Source organism: Buttiauxella massiliensis, from assembly GCF_902500225.1.
Classification (GTDB): Bacteria; Pseudomonadota; Gammaproteobacteria; order Enterobacterales; family Enterobacteriaceae; genus Buttiauxella; species Buttiauxella massiliensis.
Map to the genome: position 1 here is coordinate 433,254 of NZ_LR722649.1, position 24,683 is coordinate 457,936.

The 24,683-nt window shown below is 49.1% G+C and carries 21 protein-coding genes; 10 read left to right on the plus strand and 11 right to left on the minus strand.

The genetic code is table 11. The features are described from left to right. Nucleotides 1-802: 802 nt before the first annotated feature. Genes GC128_RS04240 through GC128_RS04255 form a run of 4 tightly spaced genes read right to left on the minus strand, consistent with a single transcriptional unit; the run spans nucleotide 803 to nucleotide 5,045 of the window. Nucleotides 803-2,092 carry an ABC transporter substrate-binding protein gene (locus tag GC128_RS04240; RefSeq protein WP_151993238.1) on the minus strand — a complete coding sequence of 430 codons (1,290 nt, stop codon included), beginning with the start codon at nucleotides 2,090-2,092 and terminating at the stop codon, nucleotides 803-805. 14 nt (nucleotides 2,093-2,106) lie between these two features. Next, the gene (locus GC128_RS04245; RefSeq protein ID WP_064560715.1) at nucleotides 2,107-3,234 is read right to left on the minus strand and encodes an ABC transporter ATP-binding protein; all 1,128 of its coding nucleotides are present in this window, start codon (nucleotides 3,232-3,234) and stop codon (nucleotides 2,107-2,109) included. A gap of 13 nt (nucleotides 3,235-3,247) precedes the next feature. Beyond that, a complete protein-coding gene (locus tag GC128_RS04250; protein ID WP_064513487.1) occupies nucleotides 3,248-4,162 on the minus strand; it encodes a carbohydrate ABC transporter permease in 915 nt (304 codons plus the stop codon). Then, entirely contained in the window at nucleotides 4,155-5,045 is an 891-nt protein-coding gene (locus tag GC128_RS04255) for a carbohydrate ABC transporter permease (protein ID WP_064560709.1), read from the minus strand. Before GC128_RS04255 ends, GC128_RS04250 begins: the two co-directional genes overlap by 8 nt. 692 nt (nucleotides 5,046-5,737) lie before the next feature. Here GC128_RS04255 and wzz(fepE) point away from each other — a divergent pair. After that, entirely contained in the window at nucleotides 5,738-6,847 is a 1,110-nt protein-coding gene (gene wzz(fepE), locus GC128_RS04260) for an LPS O-antigen length regulator Wzz(fepE) (RefSeq protein ID WP_151993239.1), read from the plus strand. A gap of 59 nt (nucleotides 6,848-6,906) precedes the next feature. Here the strand turns inward: wzz(fepE) and GC128_RS04265 are convergent, their stop codons facing one another. Next, on the minus strand, nucleotides 6,907-7,230 hold the full coding sequence (locus GC128_RS04265) for a cupin domain-containing protein (protein WP_151993240.1): 324 nt from the start codon (nucleotides 7,228-7,230) through the stop codon (nucleotides 6,907-6,909). A gap of 163 nt (nucleotides 7,231-7,393) precedes the next feature. Here GC128_RS04265 and GC128_RS04270 point away from each other — a divergent pair, with 163 nt between their 5' ends. After that, nucleotides 7,394-8,089 (plus strand): aspartate/glutamate racemase, encoded by a 696-nt coding sequence (locus GC128_RS04270; protein ID WP_151993241.1) that lies wholly within the window; start codon nucleotides 7,394-7,396, stop codon nucleotides 8,087-8,089. A gap of 207 nt (nucleotides 8,090-8,296) precedes the next feature. Then, nucleotides 8,297-9,463, plus strand: a complete 1,167-nt coding sequence (locus tag GC128_RS04275; protein WP_151993242.1) for an MFS transporter — start codon at nucleotides 8,297-8,299, stop codon at nucleotides 9,461-9,463. Nucleotide 9,464: 1 nt separating this feature from the next. Here the strand turns inward: GC128_RS04275 and GC128_RS04280 are convergent, their stop codons facing one another. Next, complete coding sequence (locus GC128_RS04280) at nucleotides 9,465-10,388, minus strand: LysR family transcriptional regulator (protein WP_151993243.1); 924 nt, start codon at nucleotides 10,386-10,388, stop codon at nucleotides 9,465-9,467. Between the two features lie 112 nt (nucleotides 10,389-10,500). Between GC128_RS04280 and lysA the strand changes: the two genes are divergently transcribed. After that, the gene (gene lysA / locus GC128_RS04285) at nucleotides 10,501-11,760 is read left to right on the plus strand and encodes a diaminopimelate decarboxylase (protein WP_151993244.1); all 1,260 of its coding nucleotides are present in this window, start codon (nucleotides 10,501-10,503) and stop codon (nucleotides 11,758-11,760) included. On the opposite strand, the gene GC128_RS04290 is transcribed toward lysA, so the two are convergent. Next, a complete protein-coding gene (locus GC128_RS04290) occupies nucleotides 11,733-12,761 on the minus strand; it encodes a LacI family DNA-binding transcriptional regulator (protein ID WP_151993245.1) in 1,029 nt (342 codons plus the stop codon). The genes lysA and GC128_RS04290 overlap by 28 nt on opposite strands. 306 nt (nucleotides 12,762-13,067) lie before the next feature. Here GC128_RS04290 and GC128_RS04295 point away from each other — a divergent pair, with 306 nt between their 5' ends. The 4 genes from GC128_RS04295 to GC128_RS04310 all read left to right on the plus strand — a co-directional run bounded on the left by GC128_RS04295 (nucleotide 13,068) and on the right by GC128_RS04310 (nucleotide 17,149). Beyond that, nucleotides 13,068-14,405 (plus strand): PTS sugar transporter subunit IIC, encoded by a 1,338-nt coding sequence (locus GC128_RS04295; protein WP_134184504.1) that lies wholly within the window; start codon nucleotides 13,068-13,070, stop codon nucleotides 14,403-14,405. A 7-nt stretch (nucleotides 14,406-14,412) separates the two neighbouring features. Next, nucleotides 14,413-15,840 (plus strand): glycoside hydrolase family 1 protein, encoded by a 1,428-nt coding sequence (locus GC128_RS04300; RefSeq protein WP_151993246.1) that lies wholly within the window; start codon nucleotides 14,413-14,415, stop codon nucleotides 15,838-15,840. Between the two features lie 89 nt (nucleotides 15,841-15,929). After that, nucleotides 15,930-16,703 carry a GntR family transcriptional regulator gene (locus GC128_RS04305; protein WP_134184500.1) on the plus strand — a complete coding sequence of 258 codons (774 nt, stop codon included), beginning with the start codon at nucleotides 15,930-15,932 and terminating at the stop codon, nucleotides 16,701-16,703. Further along, nucleotides 16,700-17,149 carry a GNAT family N-acetyltransferase gene (locus GC128_RS04310; protein ID WP_151993247.1) on the plus strand — a complete coding sequence of 150 codons (450 nt, stop codon included), beginning with the start codon at nucleotides 16,700-16,702 and terminating at the stop codon, nucleotides 17,147-17,149. The genes GC128_RS04305 and GC128_RS04310 overlap by 4 nt, the downstream gene beginning before the upstream one ends. Before the next feature lie 3 nt (nucleotides 17,150-17,152). On the opposite strand, the gene galR is transcribed toward GC128_RS04310, so the two are convergent. Continuing rightward, entirely contained in the window at nucleotides 17,153-18,160 is a 1,008-nt protein-coding gene (gene galR / locus GC128_RS04315; protein ID WP_064555224.1) for an HTH-type transcriptional regulator GalR, read from the minus strand. 689 nt (nucleotides 18,161-18,849) lie between these two features. Between galR and aas the strand changes: the two genes are divergently transcribed. Together aas and lplT are read left to right on the plus strand one after the other, a co-directional pair. Beyond that, entirely contained in the window at nucleotides 18,850-21,009 is a 2,160-nt protein-coding gene (gene aas, locus GC128_RS04320; RefSeq protein ID WP_151993248.1) for a bifunctional acyl-ACP--phospholipid O-acyltransferase/long-chain-fatty-acid--ACP ligase, read from the plus strand. Further along, nucleotides 21,002-22,198 (plus strand): lysophospholipid transporter LplT, encoded by a 1,197-nt coding sequence (gene lplT / locus GC128_RS04325; protein WP_151993249.1) that lies wholly within the window; start codon nucleotides 21,002-21,004, stop codon nucleotides 22,196-22,198. The genes aas and lplT overlap by 8 nt, the downstream gene beginning before the upstream one ends. A gap of 36 nt (nucleotides 22,199-22,234) precedes the next feature. On the opposite strand, the gene GC128_RS04330 is transcribed toward lplT, so the two are convergent. From GC128_RS04330 to GC128_RS04340, 3 genes are all read right to left on the minus strand, one after another. Further along, the gene (locus tag GC128_RS04330) at nucleotides 22,235-23,275 is read right to left on the minus strand and encodes an NADP(H)-dependent aldo-keto reductase (RefSeq protein ID WP_151993250.1); all 1,041 of its coding nucleotides are present in this window, start codon (nucleotides 23,273-23,275) and stop codon (nucleotides 22,235-22,237) included. A gap of 279 nt (nucleotides 23,276-23,554) precedes the next feature. Further along, nucleotides 23,555-23,773: a YgdI/YgdR family lipoprotein gene (locus GC128_RS04335; protein WP_034457556.1), complete on the minus strand. Its 219-nt coding sequence runs from the start codon at nucleotides 23,771-23,773 to the stop codon at nucleotides 23,555-23,557. A 126-nt stretch (nucleotides 23,774-23,899) separates the two neighbouring features. Then, complete coding sequence (locus GC128_RS04340; protein ID WP_151993251.1) at nucleotides 23,900-24,613, minus strand: TerC family protein; 714 nt, start codon at nucleotides 24,611-24,613, stop codon at nucleotides 23,900-23,902. Between the last annotated feature and the right edge of the window lie 70 nt (nucleotides 24,614-24,683).

Genomic DNA, 24,683 nt, shown 5'->3' on the forward strand with positions numbered 1-24,683 from the left:
AAGCGAAGCGCCCCCGACACCATCAAACGATAGAGAAGCCTCCTGAAACCAGGAGGTTTTTTTTATTCTGTGAGTCGCGAGACTGTTCCGTTCACTTGGAGTTCAGTGTTTTATATAGCCACTGTACCGGTGAACGTCTTAGGGTGACCACCGTCGTCACCCTAAGAACCCGGACTCCCGGCAAATCAATCGCCGCAAGCGGTAAGCACCGTTTTTCACCCAACATTCGCGGTCGTTCGCGACTCGTTCCCGACGATCGCTCACTCACGTGGCTCCCGGCCACGTGACCCCGACTGAAGGGTGAAAAACGGCGCGATTGAAGCCGGAACCAAAGTTCAAATTCAAAGACCACACCGAGCCGGTTTTGACCTTGTTCCCGGTATAAATTGCCCCCAGTGTTCGCCATAAGTCAGGGTTGAGCTGCCGTCCGCCGTGAAAGAGAGCGATCCGTTGTTCAAAAATGTCAGGAACATTTTTGAACAACGCTTGCGTTGGCCACGAAGTGGTTCGGCACAGGGATGTGCCGAATAACCGAGTCGCGAACGACCCTGATGTTGGGGATAAGCTGGGGTTTACCGCGCAGCGGCAATTTAATGACCGGGTGCCTGGATTATCAAGGAGATGGCGTAATCTCCTTGATACGTTCACCGTTTTCGGGAATGAAAGAGATAACTGAACGCACGGGTGAACGGAAAATCAACGAGGCTTACAGATCTCACCCTGACAAAATTGCCAGGGTGAGTTGTGACTAAGAGACAACACCGCAAGCGGTGCAGGGTATCTATCCAAATACTTAGGCTAATTAACGCATTGCGCGTTTCAGAATACGGTTACCCTGGCGTTCAAACTCAGCAGCGGTTTCTTCTACGGTTTTCTGGCCATAGTCGATGTACTGCAAAGAAGTACCGAACAGGGAAACAATCTGCGGGTCATCAAAGTAAGGCGATGTTGGCAGTTTGTTTGGCAAAGATTGCGCCAGTTTCAGGCCCGCAACCGCCGGGTCGTTATCTTTAATCACACCATCAGCAGTCAGCTGAGTCACAGCCGCTTTGCTCAACGGAACGCCACGCTCAAGGCCCAGCGCTTCCACGCCTGCTTTTTCGTTCAGCAAGAAGTTAATCAGCATCGCTGCTTCTTTCGAGTGCTTGGTCGTTTTGCTGATAGAGAACATCTGTGCTGGTTTAAAGAACATACCGGCGTCTGTTGCACCTGGCAGCATTGGGTAAGAACCCAGCTCGAGTTTCGCTGGTGGCTTCAGGTTGTCGGAATACTTTTTAATGGTCGAGTTCCACATATAAGTACCGGCCCATTCTCCCTCAATCCACGGCTTCATCTCATACATATTGCTCTTACCAAATGACGCATAGTATTTGGTATCAGGCATTACGTGGCTGTCGATAAGCTTTTTGTACATGCCAAAGAACTCAACCCACTGTTCTTTGGAGTAGCCGAATTGCTTTTTCGCGGTATCGATTTCAGGAATATTATATTTCTGCACCATGTAAGAGCGCAGCAGGGACAGCGTATCCTGGTGCTCAAGCACTACTGGGAAATATTGCTTGCCCAGTTTGGATTCAAAGGTTTTACCCGCCGCCATCAACTCATCCCAGGTTTTCGGGTATTCAACACCCGCTTTTTTCCAGGTCTCATCGTTGAAATAGAACACACGAGCAGTCACGGAGATTGGAATGCCGTTCAGCTTGCCGTCAACGGTGGTGGTTTGCAGCTCTTTCGGGTCAAACTGAGTCAGATCCAATTCACCTTTCACAGTGTTCAGATCGTAGAAGCCCGTGCCGGTTTTGGAGAAAATTGGCAGCCAGTTCCAGTTAGTTTGCATCACGTCAGGCTCGGTACCGCCAGCAATCTGTGTAGTCAGACGCGAAAGGTGGCCGTCCCAACCGGTGTACTCAGACTTCACCTTAATGTTCGGGTGTTGCTTCTGGAATTCTTCAACTGCTTTCAGTGTGACCTGATGGCGACCGTTGCCGCCCCACCAGGACATACGTAAATCAACATCATCTGCCGCAAATGCCGAGCCGGCAGCCATTCCTAAAGTAGAAGCAATCAGGGTACTTAACAGCACTTTTTTCATTATGATAGATCCTGTTAGAGAGAGATGTTCTGTTCAGTTTTAGCGTCAAAAATATGACATTTTTCCATGTCAAACTTGAAATACACCTTGCGGTGAAGGCCTTTTTCAATCATTGGCTTAGCTTCATCGGAAGGGATGCGGCAGGTCATTTCGAAATCAGCTACTTTCAGGTAGATGAAGAATTCATGGCCCATATTCTCTACACGCACCATTTCACCGCTTGAATGGCTTTCAGCGAACGGTTCATCAGAGATTGAAATAAACTCAGGACGGATACCGAAGAATATGTCCTGATTCTTGTACTCAGCGCAGCGCTTCTGCTGACGCTCGTTCAGTGCCAGGGTGTCATTCCCCACGCTAATTTGCAGACGGCCATCTTTCTCGATCAGCTTGCTCGGGCGAATGTTCATTTCTGGCGCACCAATGAAGCCTGCCACGAACATGTTTTTCGGGAAGTGATAAAGATTATCTGGCGTATCCACCTGCATGATGTGGCCCAGTTTCATCACGCAAATACGGTCGCCCATGGTCATTGCTTCGGTCTGATCGTGGGTTACGTAGACAGTGGTCGCAGGCTTGCCGCTTTTCTTGAGTTGCTTATGCAGGTCGGAGATACGAATACGCATCGACGCACGCAGCTTGGCATCAAGGTTAGATAACGGTTCGTCAAACAAGAACACGTCAGGTTTTTTCACAATCGCACGGCCTACGGCCACACGTTGTGCCTGGCCGCCGGATAACTGGCGCGGCAGGCGGTCCATCAGCTCATCGAGCTCAAGAATTTTGGCTGCTTCATTCACCTGGGACTCGATCTGCTGTTTTGGCAGCTTGCTGAGTTTCAGGCCAAAGGCCAGGTTTTCACGCACGGTCATGTGCGGATAGAGCGCATAGTTCTGGAACACCATCGCGATACCGCGAGATTTCGGTGCCAGGTTATTCACCACGCGGTCGCCAATTCTGACTTCGCCGCCGCTGATGGTTTCAAGGCCCGCCAGCATGCGCAGGGTGGTTGATTTCGCGCAGCCGGATGGGCCGACGATAACCATAAATTCACCGTCTTCAATTTTCAGGTCGATACCATGAACCGCCTGAAAGCCGTTGGAGTAAACTTTTTGCAATTTGTTGAAAATAACTTCAGCCATGATATTCCCTCACTTAACCTTTAATTCCGCTGCTGGTCACGCCTTGTACGAAGTAGCGTTGAGCCAGGAAGAAGATGATGATCGATGGCAGAATGGAGATGCTCGCCATTGCCAGAATTTCGTTCCATGGAGCGCCTTCAGTCACGTCGATAGACATTTTGAGCGCCAGTGCAATTGGGTATTTGTCTACGCTGTACACATAAATCAGCGGCCCGATAAAGTCGTTCATCGACCACATGAACTGGAACAGGGCGACGGAGATAATGGCCGGTTTCAGAATCGGCACCACCACATACCACAGCACCTGGAAGGAGTTACAGCCATCAATCTGCGCTGCTTCTTCCATATCGCGTGGCACACCACGCAGGAACTGGATCAACATGAAGACAAAGAACCCTTGGGTTGCGAATGCCATTGGCAGCCACAGCGGCAGGTAGCTATTCAACATGCCCATTTCACGGAACATCAGGTATTGCGGGATTAGCAACACGGTGCTTGGCAACAACATGGTGGTAATCAAAGTTGCGAACCAAAACTTCTTGAACGGGATTTCGAAACGGGCAAAGCCGTAAGCGACAATCGTTGAAGAGATAATGGTTAGCAGTACTTTTGGAATCACATACTGCATTGTGTTCCACATATAGTGGCCAAAGGTGTACTCAGTACCGGTTTTCCAGCCGTTGACGAAGCCGTCGCTGGTTGGGTTTGAAGGCCACAGGCCGAGGGTTGTGAAGATCTCATGGTTCGGTTTAAACGCCGCAGAGAACATCCACACCAACGGGTAGAGCATCAACAGACCGACAATAATCAGCACCACGTAACGGATGGTGCGGCTGATTTTTTCACGGCGCAACGTACGCGCAATCTCTTCTTCTGCAAGGTCCGTCGCATTTTTAGCCGCTAGCTGGCTTGGTTGGATATCAGCCATTTTTGCCTCCCTTATCTGCGGAGTAGAACACCCAGTATTTCGATGACTTAAAGGCGATGGAGGCAAAGACCGCCACGACCAGGAACAGAACCCACGCCAGCGCCGCGCCATAACCCATATCGAAGTATTTGAAGGCGGTGTCGTAGATGTAGAGCGAGAACAAGTAGGTGTAGTGAGTCGGGCCGCCACCGGTGATGATGTACGGTGCGGTAAACTCCTGGAACGCCTGCGTGGTCTGCATGATGAAGTTGAAGAAGATGACCGGCGTAATCAAAGGCACGGTCACTTTCATGAACATCTGCCATTTAGACGCGCCGTCGATCATTGCGGCTTCATACTGTGATTGCGGAACGTTTTGCAGTGCTGCCAGGAAGATGACCATCGCCGAGCCGAACTGCCAGACACGCAAAAGCGTAACGGACATCAGCGCCAGAGACGGCTCGCCCAGCCAGTTCACCGGGTCCAGACCAAACACACCAATAAAGCTGTTCAGCAGGCCGTCGATAGCAAACAGTGCGCGCCACAAAACGGCGATGGCAACAGAGCTACCAAGAATTGACGGAATGTAATATGCAGTACGGAAGAAACCGATGCCGCGCAGTTTAAAGTTCAGCACAAACGCGATGCCAAGTGCGAATGCGAGTTTTAACGGGATGGTTAAAAACACATACGCAAAAGTCACACCCATGGATTTCCAGAAGAGTGAATCTTCGGTCAACATGTAGCGATAGTTCTCAATACCGGTGAATACCGGCGGGTTCATCAAATCGTACTCAGTAAAACTGAGGAAGAAAGATGAAACAAACGGGAAGGCAGTAAAGACTAACAACCCTATTATGTAGGGCGAAATCCATGCCAATCCCAGCATTTTGTTTTCATTCATACATACCTACCTGGTGGTCAATGGTTTAAAAATTGTTTTTGCAAAAATCGTTCTTGAAACTCATTGCCTCACCCGTGAAGCCAAACGGATGGGTCGGAAAGAGGTGGGCGTGCCTGTCATATTCATTCCCTGATAATTAATTGATAAATAGAGATTAAAAATCCATGTCGTTTGTTCGTGTTCTGTATTTACATTCAGATTTCATAAACATGCGAACCATGGTTCCCGATTAGTAAAACAGCGTTTTAATTAATCCTATTACGATTTGTAACTGAGTCATTCAATTCATGATGGAAATGTGATCAAAGTCGAAACACTGTTTCGATAATGTGAAATGGACGAGGTTTTGCTCGGGATGAAAAAAGGAAGGGAGAAATTCTTAGTTTTTAAACTGCAATAGTTGGTGGTTGTTTTTCAGTTGATTCTTAGGAATAATGGCCATTCATTAAAGAGAGTTACGTTTCTTTACAGGGTTAAGGCTTTGTTATCAGTGCGTTACCAGATGGTGATTTTGTTATTTAAAGTCAGTTTTTGATATCGACAGTGACATGCACAAGGAAAAGATATACAGCCTTTCTAATGGTTTAAAAACCCAACCTATTTCTCATTCTTTGGCGTAAGCGCTGCTTAATTTCCTGCTCCTGGAAGTTAGACGGGTATTTTTCTCAATAACTTAAAAAAACCGGCTAGTTATGTCTTCTATAGAAATGAAAACCAATCAATTAGAGAACGCGTCTCCATACCCACTTATGGCTCCTCGCCACGAAGAGATCGACTTACTAGGTCTGATGTCTGCTCTTTACGCGGCAAAAAAACAGATAATTACCATTACGCTACTGTTTGCATTATGTGGACTGGCTGTCAGTTTTCTACTGCCGCAAAAATGGACTAGTGAAGCGATTATCACCCCGCCTGAAACAAGAAATATGATTGGGCTGCGCCGTGCGCTGGTGGATATGACGGTGCTTGGTGTGGATGCGAATGTTGATGCGGGTAGTCTCTATAATATGTTTTTGAAGAAATTTGAATCGCAAGAGCTGCGCGAGCAATTTCTGGCAAAATCTCCTTATGTACAGACTTTGGTGAAAAATGCGGATGTAGATAAGAGTGCGCTATATCGCGCAATATCCAACGTTTCGGAAAACTTCAAAGCAGTAAACAATATCGATCCTAAAAAAACCGACAATGCTCCTTATTCTTCCTGGACGCTAAGTTTTACCGCACCAGATGCGGAAACAGCTCAACAGGTGTTGAAAAGCTATGTTGAGTTTGTTGCTGATGAAGTGAACAAAGACGTTATCTCCAATGTAAAAAATGCTCTTGAGCTCAAAGTGGCATTTGAAAAAAACAAACTGGCTCTTGACCGTATTGCGCTTGAGAATCAGCACAATGTTAACCTGGAACGTCTGGGGTATTCACTGCAGGTAGCAAATGCTGCAGGCCTGAAAGACCCTGTATATAGTAATGGCCAGGCGGTAAAAGATGACCCTGATTACTCTGTTGCGCTCGGTGCTAAAGGCCTTACGGAAAAATTGAAGATTGAGCAGTCGATCAAAGATGTGGCTCAATTGAATGCATCAATGCAAAACCGTGATCATGTTCTTAGTGCTTTAGAATCAATTAATCTTGGCAATATCGACTTCAAGCCTTACCAATTCCAGATGCAGCCTTCGTTGCCACTGAAAAAAAATGGCCCAGGTAAAGCGCTGATTATCGTGTTGGCGTCACTAGTGGGTTTGATTGTCGCTTCAGGTGTGGTGTTGGTGCGTGGTGCATTCACATCTCGTATGCATATCGATTGAAGACATCTAAATTAGTTTTCTCACAAGCGGCGCCTTATCAGGCGCCGTTTTTTTGTACCCTACTTTAGGAAGTCTTCACGCACTGGGGTAAAGGTGTCTAGCAGAGTACCCGCCTTCAGGCATACGCAGCCATGCATCACATGCGGTTCTTTATATAACGTATCACCCGCTGTAACGCGGTGAGTTTCATCACCGATAGTGAATTCAAACTCGCCGGAAAGTACGTAGGTCAACTGCTCATGTGGATGGTTATGCATCGGGCCAATTGCGCCAGCTTCAAAGTTAACCTGTACACCCATCATTTTACCGTCGTGCGCAAGAATACGACGACTTACGCCAGCACCTAAATCTTCCAGTTTGGTATCTTTAATAAAAGTGAACATTCGCGATCCTTTTTATGTGAAACATTGTTTCATTTAATTAATCGTATCTTGAAAAGTCCTTTTACGGTAGTTCACAACAGCGTTTTGTAAGGCAGATCACGCTTTCCTGCCAGGTAATCTCTCTGATATAACCAAAGTAATAAAAGTTAACAGGTGAAAAGTCATGAAAACAATTGGTTTGCTGGGCGGGATGAGTTGGGAGTCGACCATCCCTTATTATCGTTTAATTAATGAAGGCATTAAGGAACGATTAGGCGGCCTACATTCAGCGAAAATTGTTCTGCATAGTGTTGATTTTCATGAGATTGAAGCTTGCCAGTCAAAAGGCGAATGGGATCTAGCTGGCGATATGCTGGCACAGGCAGCGTTAGGGCTGCAGAAAGCCGGAGCGGAAGGTATTGTGTTGTGCACCAACACGATGCACAAAGTCGCGCACCATATTGAATCGCGCTGTGGGCTGCCGTTTTTGCATATCGCTGATGCAACTGGCCGTGCGATTACTGCGCAAAATGTGCAGCGTGTTGCGCTGCTTGGCACGCGTTACACCATGGAACAAGATTTCTATCGTGGCCGCCTGAGTGCTGAGTTTGGTATCGAAACTCTTATCCCGGAAGAGCCTCAACGTTTGCGTATCAACCAGATTATCTTCGAAGAGCTTTGCCTTGGGAAAATCACCGAAGAATCGAAACGCTACTATCAGCAAGTAATTGAAAAGCTACAAGGGCAGGGTGCACAAGGTGTGATTTTTGGCTGTACTGAAATTGGGTTGCTGTTAAACCAACAGGATTGCCCGCTCCCAGTCTTCGATACCGCTACGATTCACGCGGCCGACGCGGTGAATTTTATGCTGGCTGAGTAATATTTTTTTATTTCGTATTTCAAATGGTTAAACCATAAAAAAGAGTATCCTTAGCGTACGTCGGGTCACCCCCGGCGTTTTTTGTGTTATTAATTTGTTAAGCAGCGCACGTTTTTCCAAACAAGCTGCACCTCTGACATCCTCGTAATCTGGCGGTCGAACACAGTTCTCCCGCCTTTTGTTATTTCTGCAACCTGGAGTTATTCCATGCCTATTTCCTTACTCGCGCTGGCGATGAGTGCATTTGCCATCGGCACAACGGAGTTCGTTATTATGGGCCTGTTGCCCGATGTGGCAGGAGATCTGGCGATCTCTATTCCCACAGCCGGTTGGTTGATTAGTGGCTATGCGCTAGGTGTGGCGATTGGCGCACCTATCATGGCTTTGCTTACGGCACGATTGCCACGCAAACTCTCACTGGTACTACTGATGGTGATTTTTATTGTCGGTAACATCCTGTGTGCCTTAGCGCTGAATTACCAATTCCTGATGCTGGCTCGCATAATTACCGCGCTGTGCCACGGTGCCTTCTTCGGAATTGGCGCGGTGGTAGCTGCAAGTCTGGTTGCCCCTAATCGTAAAGCATCAGCGGTGGCACTTATGTTCACCGGTCTGACGCTGGCCAATGTGTTGGGCGTGCCGATTGGCACCTGGTTTGGGCAATTGTACGGTTGGCGTTCGACGTTTTGGGGAGTGGCGATTATCGGTGTGGTTGCCTTTATTGCGCTGATTGTCAGCCTGCCATCGCAGAAAGAGGAAGCGCCGACCGACCTTAAACGTGAAGTCAGCGCACTGGCTAATGGCAAGCTTTGGCTTTCTTTGGCGATGACGGTGTTTTTTGCCGCAGCGATGTTCACCTTATTTAGCTACATTGCCCCAATGTTGTTACAGGTGACGGGAGTGACTCATCAAGGCGTAAGCTGGACACTGTTCTTGATTGGTGCCGGTTTAACGGTTGGCAATATCCTTGGTGGGCGTCTGGCAGATTGGAAAGTTTCCTTTAGTTTGATACTGAGTTTTAGCTTGATTGCTATCTTCTCTCTGCTGTTTCGCTGGACCAGCCACGGAATGTGGCTTGCGGAAATCACCTTATTCCTTTGGGCAATGGCGGCTTTTGCAACCGTCCCCGCGCTGCAAATCAACGTTGTGCTGCACGGTAAAGATGCACCGAACCTGGTTTCGACGCTGAATATTGCGGCTTTTAATGTCGGCAATGCGCTCGGTGCATGGGTTGGCGGCACAGTTATTGCTCACGGTTTTGGTCTGACTGCCGTTCCGGTCGCGGCAGCAGGGCTTGCGGCTATCGGGCTTATCATTTGCCTGATTAACTTTAGCAGCGGAACGGGTCACCATCAGCCGGTGACCGAGCAGTAATTCAGGCATCGAGCAGCTGATTTAGCGGCTCGATGTAAATCTGCATACTATTTTGCAGGTGTTCGCTGAACGCCGTGACTAGCGCAGAAGCAGGGCGGTGAAGTGGGCGAATCAGGCTCACCGTAAACGGCACCGCCACGCTAAATCGGCGGGCAACCACGCCACTTGAAGCATAATCCAGAGCGGTCAACGGATTGACCACCGATACACCCACACCCGCACGTACCATCGCGCAAACTGAGGCTGCACTGTGTGTTTCCATCACCATTCGTCGCTTAACGTCGTGCTCCTGAAATAGTGAATCCAACAACTGGCGATAGCTGTCTGTGCGTGAAAGGCTAATGTAGTTTTCCCCAGCGAAATCTTGCGGTGTGAGTACTTTTTTATCGGCGAGGTGATGCCCTGCGGGTAACACGCACACTTCATTGAGCGTCAGTAACGTCTGGCGCTCCGTTCCGGCAGGTGTTGTGGTGTTTTCGGTTAACCCTAAATCATGGCGCTGAGCTGATAGCCACTCCTCTAACAGCGGTGATTCCTGCGGCACAATATTCAGACTCAATTCCGGGTAGCGTGCCAGAAAAGGTTGAATCAACATTGGCAAGAATGATTGTGAAAACACCGGCAGACAGGCTATGGAGAGCTCGCCCTGGCGGAATTCACGTAAGCTCTCAGCGGCACTCAGAATTCTGTCCAACCCGTACCAGGAGCGCTGTACCTCTTCAAATAACCGTAAACCTTGCACTGTCGGGTGCAAACGCCCACGGCTACGTTCGAACAATTGCAGACCAATTAACTTCTCAAGTCTTGCCAGTTCGCGGCTAACGGTAGGCTGCGAAGTATGAAGCAACCCTGCGGCTTCGGTGAGGTTACCGGCGGTCATTATCGCGTGAAAAATTTCAATATGGCGCAGAGTTATTGAGGGCATGATAGTCTCCTTTATCTATATCAGTTTTGCATAGACTCTTGCTAAAGAGATATTTTTTCTTCACTTCACTCTGTGGCGTAATACAAAAAACAAATTGTTGCCGGAGCCCACCATGCCACGCCCACTGAATAACACCGACACTGCTTTGAATGCGCAAAACCTGCTGGCATTGCCAGCCGAATTTGGCTGCCCAATCTGGGTTTACGATGCTGAAATTATTCGCCAGCAGATTGCTCAACTGCGTCAGTTTGATGTGATTCGCTTCGCGCAAAAAGCGTGCTCCAATATTCATATTTTGCGTCTGATGTGCGAGCAGGGCGTGAAGGTGGATTCCGTTTCGCAGGGCGAAATTGAGCGTGCGCTGGCTGCAGGTTACAAGCCATTGGAAAATCACGACGATATCGTATTCACCGCCGATATGATTGACCAGCCGACGTTACAACTGGTCGCCGAACAACAGATTCCTGTGAACGCGGGTTCCGTGGATATGCTGCAACAGCTTGGCGAGGTTTCTCCAGGTCATCGCGTCTGGTTGCGTGTCAACCCTGGCTTCGGCCATGGCCACAGCCAGAAAACCAATACCGGTGGCGAAAACAGCAAACACGGTATCTGGCACGCAGATTTACCGCAGGCACTGGAAATTATTCAGCGCTACAAACTGCATTTGGTCGGCATCCATATGCATATTGGTTCTGGTGTGGATTACGGTCACCTTGAGCGTGTTTGTGGTGCGATGGTACAGCAGGTGATTGATTTTGGTCAGGATCTGGAAGCGATTTCCGCAGGTGGTGGCTTGTCTATTCCGTATCGTGAAGGTGAAGAGACTATCGACACCAATCACTATTACGGACTGTGGAATGCTGCACGTGAAAAAATTGCTCAGCGTCTGGGGCACCCGGTGAAACTTGAAATTGAACCTGGCCGTTTCCTGGTAGCACAGTCAGGTGTGCTGGTGGCTCAGGTACGTTCGGTGAAAAACATGGGATCGCGCCACTTCGTGCTGATTGATGCCGGGTTTAACGATCTCATGCGCCCGTCGATGTACGGCAGCTACCACCATATTTCTGCTTTAGCGGGTGACGGGCGTGAGCTGACTCAGCTCCCGTTAGTCGAAACTGTCGTCGCCGGGCCATTATGTGAATCGGGGGATGTATTTACCCAACAGGAAGGCGGAAAAGTAGAAACTCGCACGCTGCCGCCGGTACAGGTGGGAGATTATCTGGTGCTACACGATACCGGGGCGTATGGCGCATCAATGTCGTCTAATTACAACAGCCGTCCATTGTTGCCTGAAGTGTTATTTGATAATGGCGCGGCGCGACTGATTCGCCGCCGCCAGACTATTCAGGAATTGCTTGCGCTGGAAATGTAATACGGGCCCGGGCCGACTGAATCACGTAATACCAGCTTGCCGACAAACGGTGGGATTGCTTCTAGCGACTCGCCGTTTGCCAGTTTTATGACTTGATCGATAGCCGTGGTTATCATGCTATCGATAGGCAAATAGACACTGGATAGCGCAGGTTCCAGCCATTGAGCGCTCGGTGCATCATCGAAACCAAACAACGAAATATCCTGTGGAATTCGCACGCCTGCCTGATGCAAAGCTTTCGAAGCACCTAATGCCATATCATCGTTGCAGGCAAACAGTGCGGTAAATGGTACGCGACTTTCAAGCAATTCCTGGCACAGTTTATGGCCGAGTTCCATGCTTGAATCACCATATTTGACCCGCTCTTCACTAAAGGCAATACCATGCTTTTGTAGCGCTTTTCGATAACCCATCAGGCGCGCCTGGCCAGTTGGTGTGGAAATTGGCACCGTAATGCATGCAATGTCGCGATGCCCTTGCTGAACGAGGTATTCGGTCGCCTGAAATGCAGCATCTTGTTGCTCGAAGAACACGCAGCGATCGCGAGCCTGGCTTACATCACGGTTAATGACGACCAGTGGCACTTTGATGCTATTGATGAGCGAAAGTAATGTACGTTCATTCATAAAGCGGGTGTACAGCACAATAGCGTCGCAATGCCTGTCCACCAGCATTTGAACGGCTTCCAGCTCCTTTTGCGGCGTGTCGTGCCCATCAGTGACAATCAGCTGTTTACCCCAGACTTCAGTCTGGCGTGAGGCTTGCTGGAGCAGGCGTCCAAAGTAGAAGCCATCAAAAGTAGACACCACCAGACCAACGCTATTACTGCTGCGATTGGCAAGAGATCGTGCCAAAAAGTTAGGCCGGTAGCCCAACTCTTCCATGGCGTTAAATACCTGTTCACGGGTGCTCTCTTTGACTTGCCCAATCCCGTTGAGCACGCGTGATACCGTTGCTTTAGAAACGCCAGCGCGTAGCGCGACATCCAGCATTGTTACCATCAATTCATTCCTGATTAAGACGCTTGCTGCGTGGTCGCATGATTTCGCTAGTTTAACATGCTGTGCTTTTGAAACATCGGGCTTGCGGGTTCGTTATGCCACGGATCACGCTTTTGAATGATTAAGGCTACTTACCTCTATTTGGTATACCAAAATAAGTGAATTGGTTGGCATTGGAATTCCAATATAACAATGTGGGACATTTGTCACGGAAGTGTTACGCAGTTACTTCTATTTTTGGTATGCCAAATCGGTCGTCTTCCATCGCAGTAAATAATAAAAAACGACAACACAGAGGTATACCCTATGGCTTTGCAGGAAAAGTTAATCGACTCTCTGGGAAGTTTTGCCACTAAATTCAATAGCTACCGCTATATTATGGCGATCAAATCTTCCTTTATTACCCTGATGCCAGTGATCATCGTCGGGGCATTCTCAGTACTAATATCCAACATGGTGCTAGATCCCAAAAACGGTCTTGCCAGTTTTTCTGCGCTGTCGTTTCTCGCACAACTAAAGCCGATTACCGCGGCGATAAACTACGCCACGCTTAACTTTTTGAACATTGGTGCGGTGTTCCTGATTGGTATCGAACTGGGCCGGATCAACGGTATTAAAAGTCTGTTCCCGGGCTTGCTGGCGGTGATCTGCTTTATCTGTGTTACACCGACCACCATCGAGATGATGGTCGACGGGCAGATGCATATGGTGAAAGACATTCTGGCACGCCAGTTTTCTGATACCCGCAGTCTGTTCCTTGGCATGTTTATCGCCATTTTGTCGGTTGAAATTTACTGCTGGCTAGAAAAAAGGGAAGGGCTGAAGATCAAAATGCCTGACACCGTTCCACCAAACGTTTCGGCCTCTTTCTCCGCGTTGATCCCGTCGATCATTACCGTTACCGCTATAGCGACCTTTGGTTTTATCTTCCATCAAACTACCGGTATGTACTTGTATGACGCAGTCTATCAGGTGGTGCAACAACCGCTGGAAAAAGTGGTGCAAAGCTTGCCGGGAATTCTGCTGTTGATGTTTGTGGCGCAGCTTTTCTGGGTTATCGGAATTCACGGTAACCAGATGATTAAGCCTATCCGCGAGCCGCTGCTGCTGGGGGCGATTACCGTCAACATGAGTGCGTTTGAACAGGGCAAAGAGATTCCTAATATCATCACCATGCCGTTCTGGGATGTGTATATGAGTATTGGTGGTTCTGGCTTAACCATCGGTCTGCTGATTGCGGTGATGATTGCGACAAAAAGAAAAGAAATGAAGGAGATAGCCAAGCTCTCTTTTGGCCCTGGGATCTTCAATATTAACGAGCCAGTGATTTTTGGTATGCCGATTATGCTTAATCCTATTTTGGCGATTCCTTTCATTATTACGCCGTTGGTGACCGGCACCATTGGCTACTTCGCAACCGCCATGGGTTTTGCCGGTAAAGCCGTGGTGATGGTGCCATGGACCACACCGCCACTGATCAATGCCTGGCTTTCGACCGCGGGTTCTATGGGCGCGGTGGTCACGCAATTGGGCTGCATTCTGGTATCCATTCTGATTTACCTGCCATTTGTGAAAATTGCCTCCCGACGTGCCGAACAGGCGCAACTGTTGGCCGAGCAGCAACAAATTGCCAATAACGCGTGAGGAAGGCATGAGCAACGTAAAAATCACCATCCCAAAAGATTTCATCCTTGGCGCTGCAGCATCAGCCTGGCAAACAGAAGGCTGGAGCGGCAAAAAAGAAGGGCAGGACTCGTGGCTGGACGCCTGGTATAAAAACGACAGGCATGTCTGGCATGAAGGCTATGGTCCGGCGGTCGCCACGGATTTTATTAATCGTTATCGCGAAGACGTGGCGTTGATGAAACAGGCAGGATTGACGCATTACCGCACCTCCATCAACTGGGCACGCTTTTTCACTGATTATGAAAATGGCGTTGTTGATGAAGAATATGCGCAGTACTACGACAATCTGATCGACGAAATGCGCAGCACCGGCATTGAGCCGATGATCTGCCTCGAACACTACGAACTGCCTGCCACATTGTTTGAAACTTACGGTGGGTGGGCGTCGAAGAAAGTCGTCGATTTATATGTGTTATACGCGGAGAAAGTTTTTGCACGCTATGCCCACAAGGTGAATCGCTGGTTCACCTTTAATGAGCCGATTGTGGTGCAAACTCGTGTTTATCTTGATGCATTGCGCTGGCCATACGAGCAAAACACCCATAAATGGATGCAGTGGAATCACCATAAAAACCTCGCGACTGCGAAAGTCGTAAAACTATTCCGCGAGAAAGGATATAGCGGAACCGTAGGCTGCATTCTTAATCCGGAAGTGACTTACGCACGTTCCAGTGCCGCCCATGATCAGCAAGCCGCGCAAATTTACGATCTGTTCTACAACCGCGTATTCCTCGACCCTCTGGTGAATGGAGAATATCCACAGCAGTTGATTGACCTGCTTGAAAAACACAATGTGCAATGGGATTACACAGAACAAGAACTCGCGATCATCCGCGAAAATACCGTTGATGAATTGGGGATTAACTTGTACTACCCACATCGGGTAAAAGCACCGTCGCGAGCCTGGAACCCGGAGACGCCATTCCATCCGGCTTATTATTATGAGCCGTTTGAGTTGCAGGGGCGGCGCATGAATAAATCGCGTGGCTGGGAAATCTACCCGCGCATCGTTTATGACATGGCGATGCGCATTAAAACCGAGTACCGCAATATTCCGTGGTTTGTCGCAGAAAGCGGAATGGGTACAGAAAATGAAGCGCAGTTCCGCAACGCCGACGGCGTGATTGAAGATGATTATCGGATTGCGTTTATCAGTGAGCATTTGTACCAGACGCTGCGCGCCCGTGAAGATGGGGCAAATTGTCTGGGTTATATGCTGTGGGCATTCACCGATAACGTTTCGCCGATGAATGCATTCAAAAACCGCTACGGTTTGATTGAAATTAATCTGCAAAACAACCGCGAGCGGCGCGCTAAAAAATCAGCACATTGGTATCGGTCTATCAGCGAATCTCGAATGTTACAGCTCAACCTTGATGATGAATGGAAATAATATTTCAGATGAATAGTTTGATAAGCTAATGGGTATTAATCAGCGGCAGGACACTATGCCGCTTTTTTAGCAAACACGTAGGTAACATTGTGGATAAGCTCGTACTTTCGCCAGAAAAAAAACAATACCAGGAAATTGGTGAGGATCTGCGCGCGCAAATAATACAGGGATTGTATCCGGTTGGTTCGCGTTTACCGCCGGAACGAAATATTGCTGAGACTTACGGAGTTAGCCGCACCATCGTCCGTGAAGCACTGCTCATGCTTGAACTGCAAGGTACGGTCGATATTCGACAGGGCTCGGGAGTGTATGTCACCCGTGTTCCTGCAGAAAACGAAGCGGAAGAAGAAGCCTTTTTCAGTAGCGATATTGGCCCGTTTGAAATGCTCCAGGCCCGCCAGTTGCTGGAAAGCAACATCGCGGCGTTCGCTGCCAAAATGGCGACTAAAGCTGATATCGACAATCTCAAACGTATTCTTGAACAAGAGCAGCGTGCCATTGCGATTAATGACCTGGGCCAGGACAACTGCAAAATGTTTCATCTTGTGTTGGCAGGCGCTTCGCAAAACCAGATGCTACTGGCGACGGTTGAAAGTATCTGGCGTCATATGGACAGCAGCCCAATGTGGCAGCAACTACGCGCGCATATCGATTCCCGCAGTTATCGTCTGAAATGGCTTGGCGACTTACAAACTATTCTGGCTGCACTTCGCCGCAGGGACGTGATGGGGTCTTGGCAGGCAATGTGGCAGCATCTTGAGAACGTGAAAAACAGTCTGCTTGAACAGTCGGATTCTGATGCCCCTGATTTTGACGGCTATTTGTTCGAGTCCGTTCCTATCTTCCAGGGAAAACTGATGTGAAAATTGTGCCACTTTATGCCGAGCCGCAACATGAACAGCCAGTCACCGACTGGCTGTGGCAGGCGTTTGGTACTCCCGATAGCCGGGACTTTTTCGCCTCGATTATCACAACCAGCCAGCTGGAAGGTGAAATGCCGCTGACGTTTGTTGCCGTAGAAGGTGAGAAATTGGTTGGAACGGTGGGATTGTGGCGTTGCGATCTGATTAGCCGCCAGGATCTTTATCCATGGCTGGCTGCACTCTACATCGATGAAAACCAGCGCGGACATGGCTTAGGGGCAAAACTGCAACAACACGTTATCGAACATGCCCGTGCGTTAGGTTACCCGCAGCTTTATCTCTACTCAGCCAGTAAAGGCTATTACGAACGCTTTGGCTGGCAGTACATTGGCGATGGCCTGGACTACCCAAATACGCCCGTCCATCTGTACCAATTCACTCTCTGAAAATCATTCGCCTGAATACGCAATGACTGAATGGCGGCGTACAAGTGTTGGGCTAAACATATGAGTGATTTCGGGTAATTCACGTTTTTCAGCCAGCGCCAGTGCCAGTTCTGCAGCTTGTGCTGCCATGGTGATTATCGGATAACGCACTGTTGTCAGACGTGGACGCACATAGCGCGAGATCAGCACATCATCGAAGCCAATCAGTGAAATCTCTTTTGGTACGTCAATTCCGTTGTCGTTTAGAACGCCCATCGCACCTGCGGCCATAGAATCGTTATAACAGGCGACGGCACTGAAATGTTTCCCACGACCTAATAATTCGGTCATGGCCTGTTCACCGCCACTTTCATCCGGCTCACCGTAAGTCACTAAGCGATCATTCACCGACAAGCCGTGCTCCGTTAGCGCATCGTAGTAACCCTGTAGCCGGTCATCCGCGTCGGAAATCTGGTGGTTGGAACACAGATAACCAATTTTGGTATGGCCTTGCTGAATCAGATGTCGTGTCGCGAGCCACGCGCCATAGCGATCGTCCAGCGCCACACAACGCTGCTCAAAACCGGGCAAGATGCGGTTAATCACCACCATCCCAGGCATCTGCTTCATCAGAGAAATCAACTCACTATCAGGAATCATCTTCGCGTGAACCACTAATGCCGCACACCGATGGCGAATGAGTTGTTCAATCGCCTGGCGCTCTTTTTGTTCGTTGTGATAGCCGTTGCCGATCAACAAAAAATTGCCGGTGCGGTAAGCAACTTGTTCGACCGCTTTTACCATTGCGCCAAAGAAAGGGTCGGACACATCACCAACGATAAGGCCAATAGTTTCAGTGGTTTGCTGTGCCAGTGCACGGGCATTGGCGTTAGGGTGATAATTTAGCTCTTCCATCGCGCAGGTGACTGCCTGACGTGATGCATCGCTGGCTTTTGGTGAATCATTAATGACACGAGACACAGTGGCGACAGAAACGCCTGCCAGTCTTGCTACATCCTTTATTGTCGCCATCGTAGATATTCCTTGGTGGGTAAACGCTTACACAACTTTAAGTGTTACGGAAAAGACGCGTCACTTCAAGGTCGCAACTGTATTCCTTGTCGCAAACCTATGCAAAATGGGGGCGTTTTGAGTGTAATCGTTACACTTAGCGAACATGGGAATTCAAGCGCAGCGGCAGATAAAGGCATGTTCTGGATTTTTAATGATTTCAGACTAAATCTTTGCTTACAGTTTGCAGCGTGCTGTTGCTATTTCGCCATGGCGAAAAGTATTCAGCCACTGCTACATTTGAAGTCCCAGAGGTATTGATAGGTGATGTCAGCATCTAATGCTGATCACATGATTTACACCAACCTGCGCGGATGCGCAGGTTTTTTTTGCCCAAAATTTGCCTGCCTGTAACAAGACGCGATGTTTTAAACACCTGGTTGCACTTTCCGCTAATTCTCTTGCTTTTTGTCGCTGGTGACACTGACTGGACTGAGCCACACTTCAGATCCCAGAGGTATTGATTGGTGAGAATTCTAGTTACATTGTTAAGTACAATTCTTTTGCACCGACCTGCGCAGATGCGCAGGTTTTTTTTGCCTTTTTTTCAGACTTTACACACATTCCGACTCTCGCTCCTATGCAGTTAGTCATGTAATCTGCCGCTACACTTAATTGCCTGCGGTTCATTAATGACAAAGGGAGTTGCTATGCTATTTGGTTTTTTCCGTACGCTTTTTCGTATTCTGTTCAGGGTGCGACTTCATGGCGATCAACAACTTCTTTCCCAATCACGCGTTCTGATTGTCCCCAATCACGTCTCCTTTATTGACGGAATTTTACTGGCGTTGTTTTTACCGGGGCGTCCGGTTTTTGCTGTGTACTCATCGATTAGCCAGCAGTGGTATATGCGTTGGTTAAAATCGCTAATTGATTTTGTGCCGCTTGACCCAACAAAACCGATGTCGATTAAGCATCTGGTTCGCCTGGTTGAGCAGGGCAGGCCGGTTGTCATCTTCCCGGAAGGGCGCATCACGGTGAGTGGCTCATTGATGAAAATCTATGAGGGCGCAGGGTTTGTTGCCGCTAAATCTAATGCGACTGTTATCCCTATTCGCATTGACGGTGCCGAACTGACATTTTTCAGCCGCCTGAAAGGATTGGTCAAACGCCGCTTATTCCCGCGAATTAATCTGCACATTCTGCCACCCACTTCAGTTGCGATGCCGGATGCACCACGTGCCCGCGATCGCCGCAAAATGGCCGGAGAAATGCTGCACCAGATAATGATGGAAGCACGTATGGCGGTGCGCCCTCGTGAGACATTGTTCGAAGCGTTGCTTTCCGCGCAGTACCGCTATGGTGACCGTAAAAACTGCATCGAAGACATTAATTTCAAACCTGATACCTATCGTAGCTTGCTGACCAAAACGCTGTTTGTTGGACGCATCCTGAATAAATACAGTGCGCCGGGCGAAACCATCGGGCTGATGTTGCCGAATGCGGCAATAACCGCCGCTGTTATTTTTGGTGCTTCATCGCGCGGACGAATTCCTGCCATGATGAACTACACCGCTGGCGTGAAAGGGTTGACCAGCGCGATTACGGCAGCACAGCTCAAAACGATTTTCACTTCGCGCCAGTTCCTCGATAAAGGCAAACTATGGCACCTCCCGGAGCAACTCACGCAGGTGCGTTGGGTGTTCCTGGAAGATTTAAAAGCAGATGTGACGCTTAGCGATAAACTGTGGATATTCGGCCATTTATTCGTGCCGCATCTTGCGCAGGTAAAACAGCAGCCAGAAGATGCTGCGATGGTGCTGTTCACTTCCGGTTCCGAAGGGAACCCAAAAGGTGTTGTGCATAGCCATAAAAGCCTGCTGGCAAACGTCGAGCAAATTCGCACGATTGCAGATTTCACCGCCAATGACCGCTTTATGTCAGCGCTGCCGTTATTTCACTCTTTTGGCCTGACGGTAGGTTTGTTCACACCGCTATTTACCGGCGCGGAAGTATTTCTATACCCAAGCCCGCTGCATTACCGAATTGTGCCGGAACTGGTGTATGACCGTAACTGTACTGTGTTGTTTGGCACTTCTACGTTCCTTGGCAACTATGCTCGTTTTGCTAATCCATATGATTTCTACCGTCTGCGATATGTCGTGGCGGGGGCGGAAAAACTTCAGGAAAGCACCAAACAAATCTGGCAGGACAAATTCGGCCTGCGCATTCTTGAAGGCTACGGCGTAACGGAGTGCGCACCAGTGGTTTCCATCAACGTTCCAATGGCGGCGAAAGTCGGCACTGTGGGGCGCATTCTCCCGGCGATGGATGCCCGTCTGATGGCGGTTCCTGGTATTGAAGATGGTGGTCGGCTACAACTGAAGGGGCCGAACATCATGAAAGGTTATCTGCGTGTGGAAAATCCTGGTGTGCTAGAAGCGCCGAGTGCTGAAAATGCGCTGGGTGAAGTTGAACCGGGTTGGTATGACACGGGTGATATCGTCAAATTTGATGAAAACGGTTTTTGTGTGATTCAGGGACGAGCGAAACGCTTTGCAAAAATTGCCGGTGAAATGGTTTCGCTGGAAATGGTAGAGCAACTGGCACTCGGCGTTTCTCCAGAAAAAATGCATGCAACCGTCATCAAAATGGATGTAGCAAAGGGTGAGGCACTGGTGATGTTCACCACTGATAACGAACTTAACCGCGAAAAACTGCTGCAATATGCTCGCGCAAATGGTGTGCCAGAGCTGGCTATTCCGCGCGATATTCGCTTCCTGAAACAGTTGCCTGTGTTAGGTAGCGGTAAACCCGATTACGTCAGCCTGAAAGCGCTGGTAGACCAGCCGGAGACACAGAATGCATGATAATGCCGTGAACGATACCTCAATCTGGTCCAGAGGTATGATGGCAGTTACCGGCGCGCAGTTTCTATCGGCGTTTGGCGATAACGCACTGCTGTTTGCCACGCTTGCGGTACTGAAACAACAGTTCTACCCCGACTGGAGCCAGCCTGTTTTGCAGATGGTCTTTGTCGGTGCGTACATTCTGTTTGCTCCTTTTGTCGGCCAGATAGCTGACAGCTTTGCCAAGGGGCGGGTGATGATGTTCGCCAACAGCCTCAAGCTGATGGGAGCGGCGATTATCTGTTTTGGCTTCAACCCGTTTGTCGGCTATACGCTGGTGGGCGTGGGGGCTGCTGCTTATTCTCCGGCTAAATATGGCATTCTTGGTGAACTAACCACCGGCGATCGCCTGGTGAAGGCTAATGGCCTGATGGAATCTTCGACCATTGCCGCAATATTGCTTGGCTCAATGGCTGGCGGTGTGCTGGCCGACTGGCATATCGTGGCGGCACTTAGTGTGTGCGTGCTGGTGTATGCGGGTGCGGTTGTTGCCAACCTATTCATCCCGAAACTCGCCCCTGCACGCCCTGGTCAGTCATGGCGCTTTACACCGATGACGCGTAGTTTCTTCACGGCGTGTCGCACACTTTGGCACAACGGTGAAACTCGTTTCTCATTAGTTGGCACCAGTTTGTTCTGGGGGGCAGGCGTAACACTGCGCTTCTTGCTGGTGTTGTGGGTGCCGGTGGCGCTGGGTATTACCGATAACGCGACGCCAACCTATCTGAATGCGATGGTGGCGGTGGGGATTGTCGTTGGGGCCGGTGCGGCGGCGAAACTGGTGACGCTTAAAACTGTAGCGCGTTGTATGCCTGCCGGTATTTTGATTGGCGTTGGCGTACTGTTCTTCGCTATGCAAACCGCATTGCTGCCGTCTTATATGCTGCTGGTGCTGATTGGTATTATGGGCGGGTTCTTTGTGGTTCCGCTCAATGCGCTGCTTCAGGAACGCGGCAAACATTCCGTCGGCGCAGGGAATGCGATTGCTGTGCAGAATCTCGGCGAAAATACCGCGATGTTGCTAATGCTGGGGCTTTATTCGCTGGCGGTAAAAACCGGCGCGCCGATAGTCGGAATTGGAATTGGTTTTGGTGCCGTGTTTGCGCTCGCGATTGGCTGGCTGTGGGTTTGGCAGATTCGGCAGAAATAGTTTTATCCTCTCCCTGGGGGAGAGGATATTTCTACATCACGGTGCCGGATAAGTATAAATCCGGTTCACCGCTTCTAACTCTTCAAGTACGTCTTCGGTCAAGTCCAGATGCAGGCTCTCAAGGTTAGTTTTCAACTGCTCAAGTGTGGTGGCACCTAACAGCGTGCTGGCAACAAACGGCTGACGGCGAACAAACGCCAGAGCCATTTGAGCTGGGTCCAGATTGTGTCGCTTAGCAACATCAACATAGGCGGCAACGGCATGCTGAGTCTGTTCGCCGCTATAACGAGTGAACCGGCTAAATAGCGTGTTGCGAGCGCCAGCAGGTTTAGCTCCGTTGAGATATTTACCGGTCAGCGTACCGAACGCCAGACAGGAGTAAGCCAGCAACTCCACACCTTCGCGCTGAGTAATTTCTGCCAGCCCCACTTCAAAGCTGCGGTTCACCAGACTGTATGGGTTCTGAATGGTGACAATGCGCGGTAAATCATGTTTTTCAGCAAGTTGCAGATAACGCATCACGCCCCATGGTGTTTCATTGGAGACGCCGATATAGCGGATTTTCCCAGCACGCTGGAACTCCGTGAGTGCTTCCAGGGTTTCAAGCAGGGTGACCGGTACAGCGTTATCGGTCCACGTATACCCCAATTTGCCAAAGCAGTTGGTGACACGTTGTGGCCAGTGAACCTGATAAAGGTCGATATAGTCGGTTTGCAAACGCTTCAGGCTGGCATCTAACGCATCACGAATATTTCTGCGATCCAGCATTTGATTTGGGCGGATGCCGGCATCGTTGTTGCGGCTTGGGCCACTGACTTTTGTGGCGATAATCAGTTTTTCGCGATTCGCGCGCTGCTTTAGCCAGTTACCGACGTAGGTTTCTGTTAAGCCTTGGGTTTCCGGGCGAGGTGGCACAGGGTACATTTCTGCGACATCAATCAGGTTAACACCCTGGCTGACTGCGTAATCGAGTTGTTCATGAGCGTCGGCTTCGCTGTTTTGCTCACCAAACGTCATGGTTCCCAGCCCTAGCGTACTTATTTCAAGAGAGCTGTGGGGGATACGGTGATATTGCATAGCCGCCTTCCTTATTCTTCTGTCTTATCGGTCAGGCAAGCACCCGACAAAAAATTGACTAATAACCAAAATAATTCGAGCTGCATCGCGGCGGCAAGTGAATGAATCCCGATGAGCTTACATAAGTAAGTGATTCGGGTGAATAAACGTAGCCAACAATGATGCAGCTTGAAGTATGACGGGTATAAACATGGCAGAAGGGAGGCAAAAGCGGAAGGGGGAATGTGAAGAAAAAGTGTTACAGGCCAGCGAGGCGCTGACCTTTATACGCTGTATTTACTAACGTTCGATAATTTGTGAAACATCATCGCGATTAATCTGCATCTCATTGCCTTGCTGATCGCGATAGCTAACCAAACCGGTGTCGTCATCGACTTGCGGTTTACCATCAGTCAGGATCATACGGCCATCTTTGGTTGCCATCACGTAATCGCTGCTACAACCTGAAACCGCAAATGCCAGACCGACAGCGGAAATTATAACTGCCCATTTTTTCATCGTTATTCGCCTCGTGTGGTATGGAATGACATATACAGTCTAGTAATAACTCGGGCAACCGTTAAAAGTAAGCAGTAAATTCTTAAAAGAAACAGCGGGGAAGCGAGAATGCTTCCCCCGAGACGATTAAAGCGGGTTCTTTTTGTTGCGAATAAGATTTAGCGTTTCTACCGCAATTGAGAAGAACATAGCAAAGTAGATGTAACCTTTTGGCACATGAATATCGAAGCCTTCAAGAATCAGCGTAAAACCGACCAGCAACAAGAATGACAGCGCCAGCATTTTCACCGAAGGGTGACGTTCTACAAAATCACCAATCGATTTTGCAGCAAACATCATCACCATTACGGCAATCACCACAGCAGCCATCATAATAAACAGATGATCGGACAGGCCAACGGCTGTAATGACGGAATCCAGACTGAAGATAATATCCAGCAGCATTATCTGCACAATTGCGCCAAAGAAGGAGTGAACGTTGGTTTTTATTCCTTCCTCTTCACCTTCAATGGACTCGTGAATCTCTTTACTCGCTTTCCAGATTAAGAACACGCCACCTAATGTCAAAATGAGGTCTCGTGCCGAGAACGCATGGCCCATCACGGAAAAAAGAGGGTGAATTAAGTGCGTCATCCAGGCGATAGACGCCAGTAACACCAGACGCATAATCATCGCAGCCCCCAGTCCCAGGCGGCGCGCTTGGGCTTGCTGCGCTTTAGGCAGCTTCGCCACAACAAGTGAGAGGAAGATGATATTGTCGATACCCAGAACGATTTCTAGAATCGTCAGTGTCCCTAGCGCCATCCACGCGTTAGGATCGGTAACCCATGCAAACAACATTTAAAGCCCTGCCAGAAATTATAAAACGCCAATTATAAACGCGAGCTGAACGCAGGACACAAATTAATTG

Coding starts and splice junctions, on each gene's coding strand:
- GC128_RS04240 (WP_151993238.1), bottom strand. CDS start 2,092: ATGAAAAAAGTGCTGTTAAGTACCCTGATTGCTTCTACTTTAGGAATG.
- GC128_RS04245 (WP_064560715.1), bottom strand. CDS start 3,234: ATGGCTGAAGTTATTTTCAACAAATTGCAAAAAGTTTACTCCAACGGC.
- GC128_RS04250 (WP_064513487.1), bottom strand. CDS start 4,162: ATGGCTGATATCCAACCAAGCCAGCTAGCGGCTAAAAATGCGACGGAC.
- GC128_RS04255 (WP_064560709.1), bottom strand. CDS start 5,045: ATGAATGAAAACAAAATGCTGGGATTGGCATGGATTTCGCCCTACATA.
- GC128_RS04265 (WP_151993240.1), bottom strand. CDS start 7,230: ATGTTCACTTTTATTAAAGATACCAAACTGGAAGATTTAGGTGCTGGC.
- GC128_RS04270 (WP_151993241.1), top strand. CDS start 7,394: ATGAAAACAATTGGTTTGCTGGGCGGGATGAGTTGGGAGTCGACCATC.
- GC128_RS04275 (WP_151993242.1), top strand. CDS start 8,297: ATGCCTATTTCCTTACTCGCGCTGGCGATGAGTGCATTTGCCATCGGC.
- GC128_RS04280 (WP_151993243.1), bottom strand. CDS start 10,388: ATGCCCTCAATAACTCTGCGCCATATTGAAATTTTTCACGCGATAATG.
- lysA (WP_151993244.1), top strand. CDS start 10,501: ATGCCACGCCCACTGAATAACACCGACACTGCTTTGAATGCGCAAAAC.
- GC128_RS04290 (WP_151993245.1), bottom strand. CDS start 12,761: ATGGTAACAATGCTGGATGTCGCGCTACGCGCTGGCGTTTCTAAAGCA.
- GC128_RS04295 (WP_134184504.1), top strand. CDS start 13,068: ATGGCTTTGCAGGAAAAGTTAATCGACTCTCTGGGAAGTTTTGCCACT.
- GC128_RS04300 (WP_151993246.1), top strand. CDS start 14,413: ATGAGCAACGTAAAAATCACCATCCCAAAAGATTTCATCCTTGGCGCT.
- galR (WP_064555224.1), bottom strand. CDS start 18,160: ATGGCGACAATAAAGGATGTAGCAAGACTGGCAGGCGTTTCTGTCGCC.
- aas (WP_151993248.1), top strand. CDS start 18,850: ATGCTATTTGGTTTTTTCCGTACGCTTTTTCGTATTCTGTTCAGGGTG.
- lplT (WP_151993249.1), top strand. CDS start 21,002: ATGCATGATAATGCCGTGAACGATACCTCAATCTGGTCCAGAGGTATG.
- GC128_RS04330 (WP_151993250.1), bottom strand. CDS start 23,275: ATGCAATATCACCGTATCCCCCACAGCTCTCTTGAAATAAGTACGCTA.
- GC128_RS04335 (WP_034457556.1), bottom strand. CDS start 23,773: ATGAAAAAATGGGCAGTTATAATTTCCGCTGTCGGTCTGGCATTTGCG.
- GC128_RS04340 (WP_151993251.1), bottom strand. CDS start 24,613: ATGTTGTTTGCATGGGTTACCGATCCTAACGCGTGGATGGCGCTAGGG.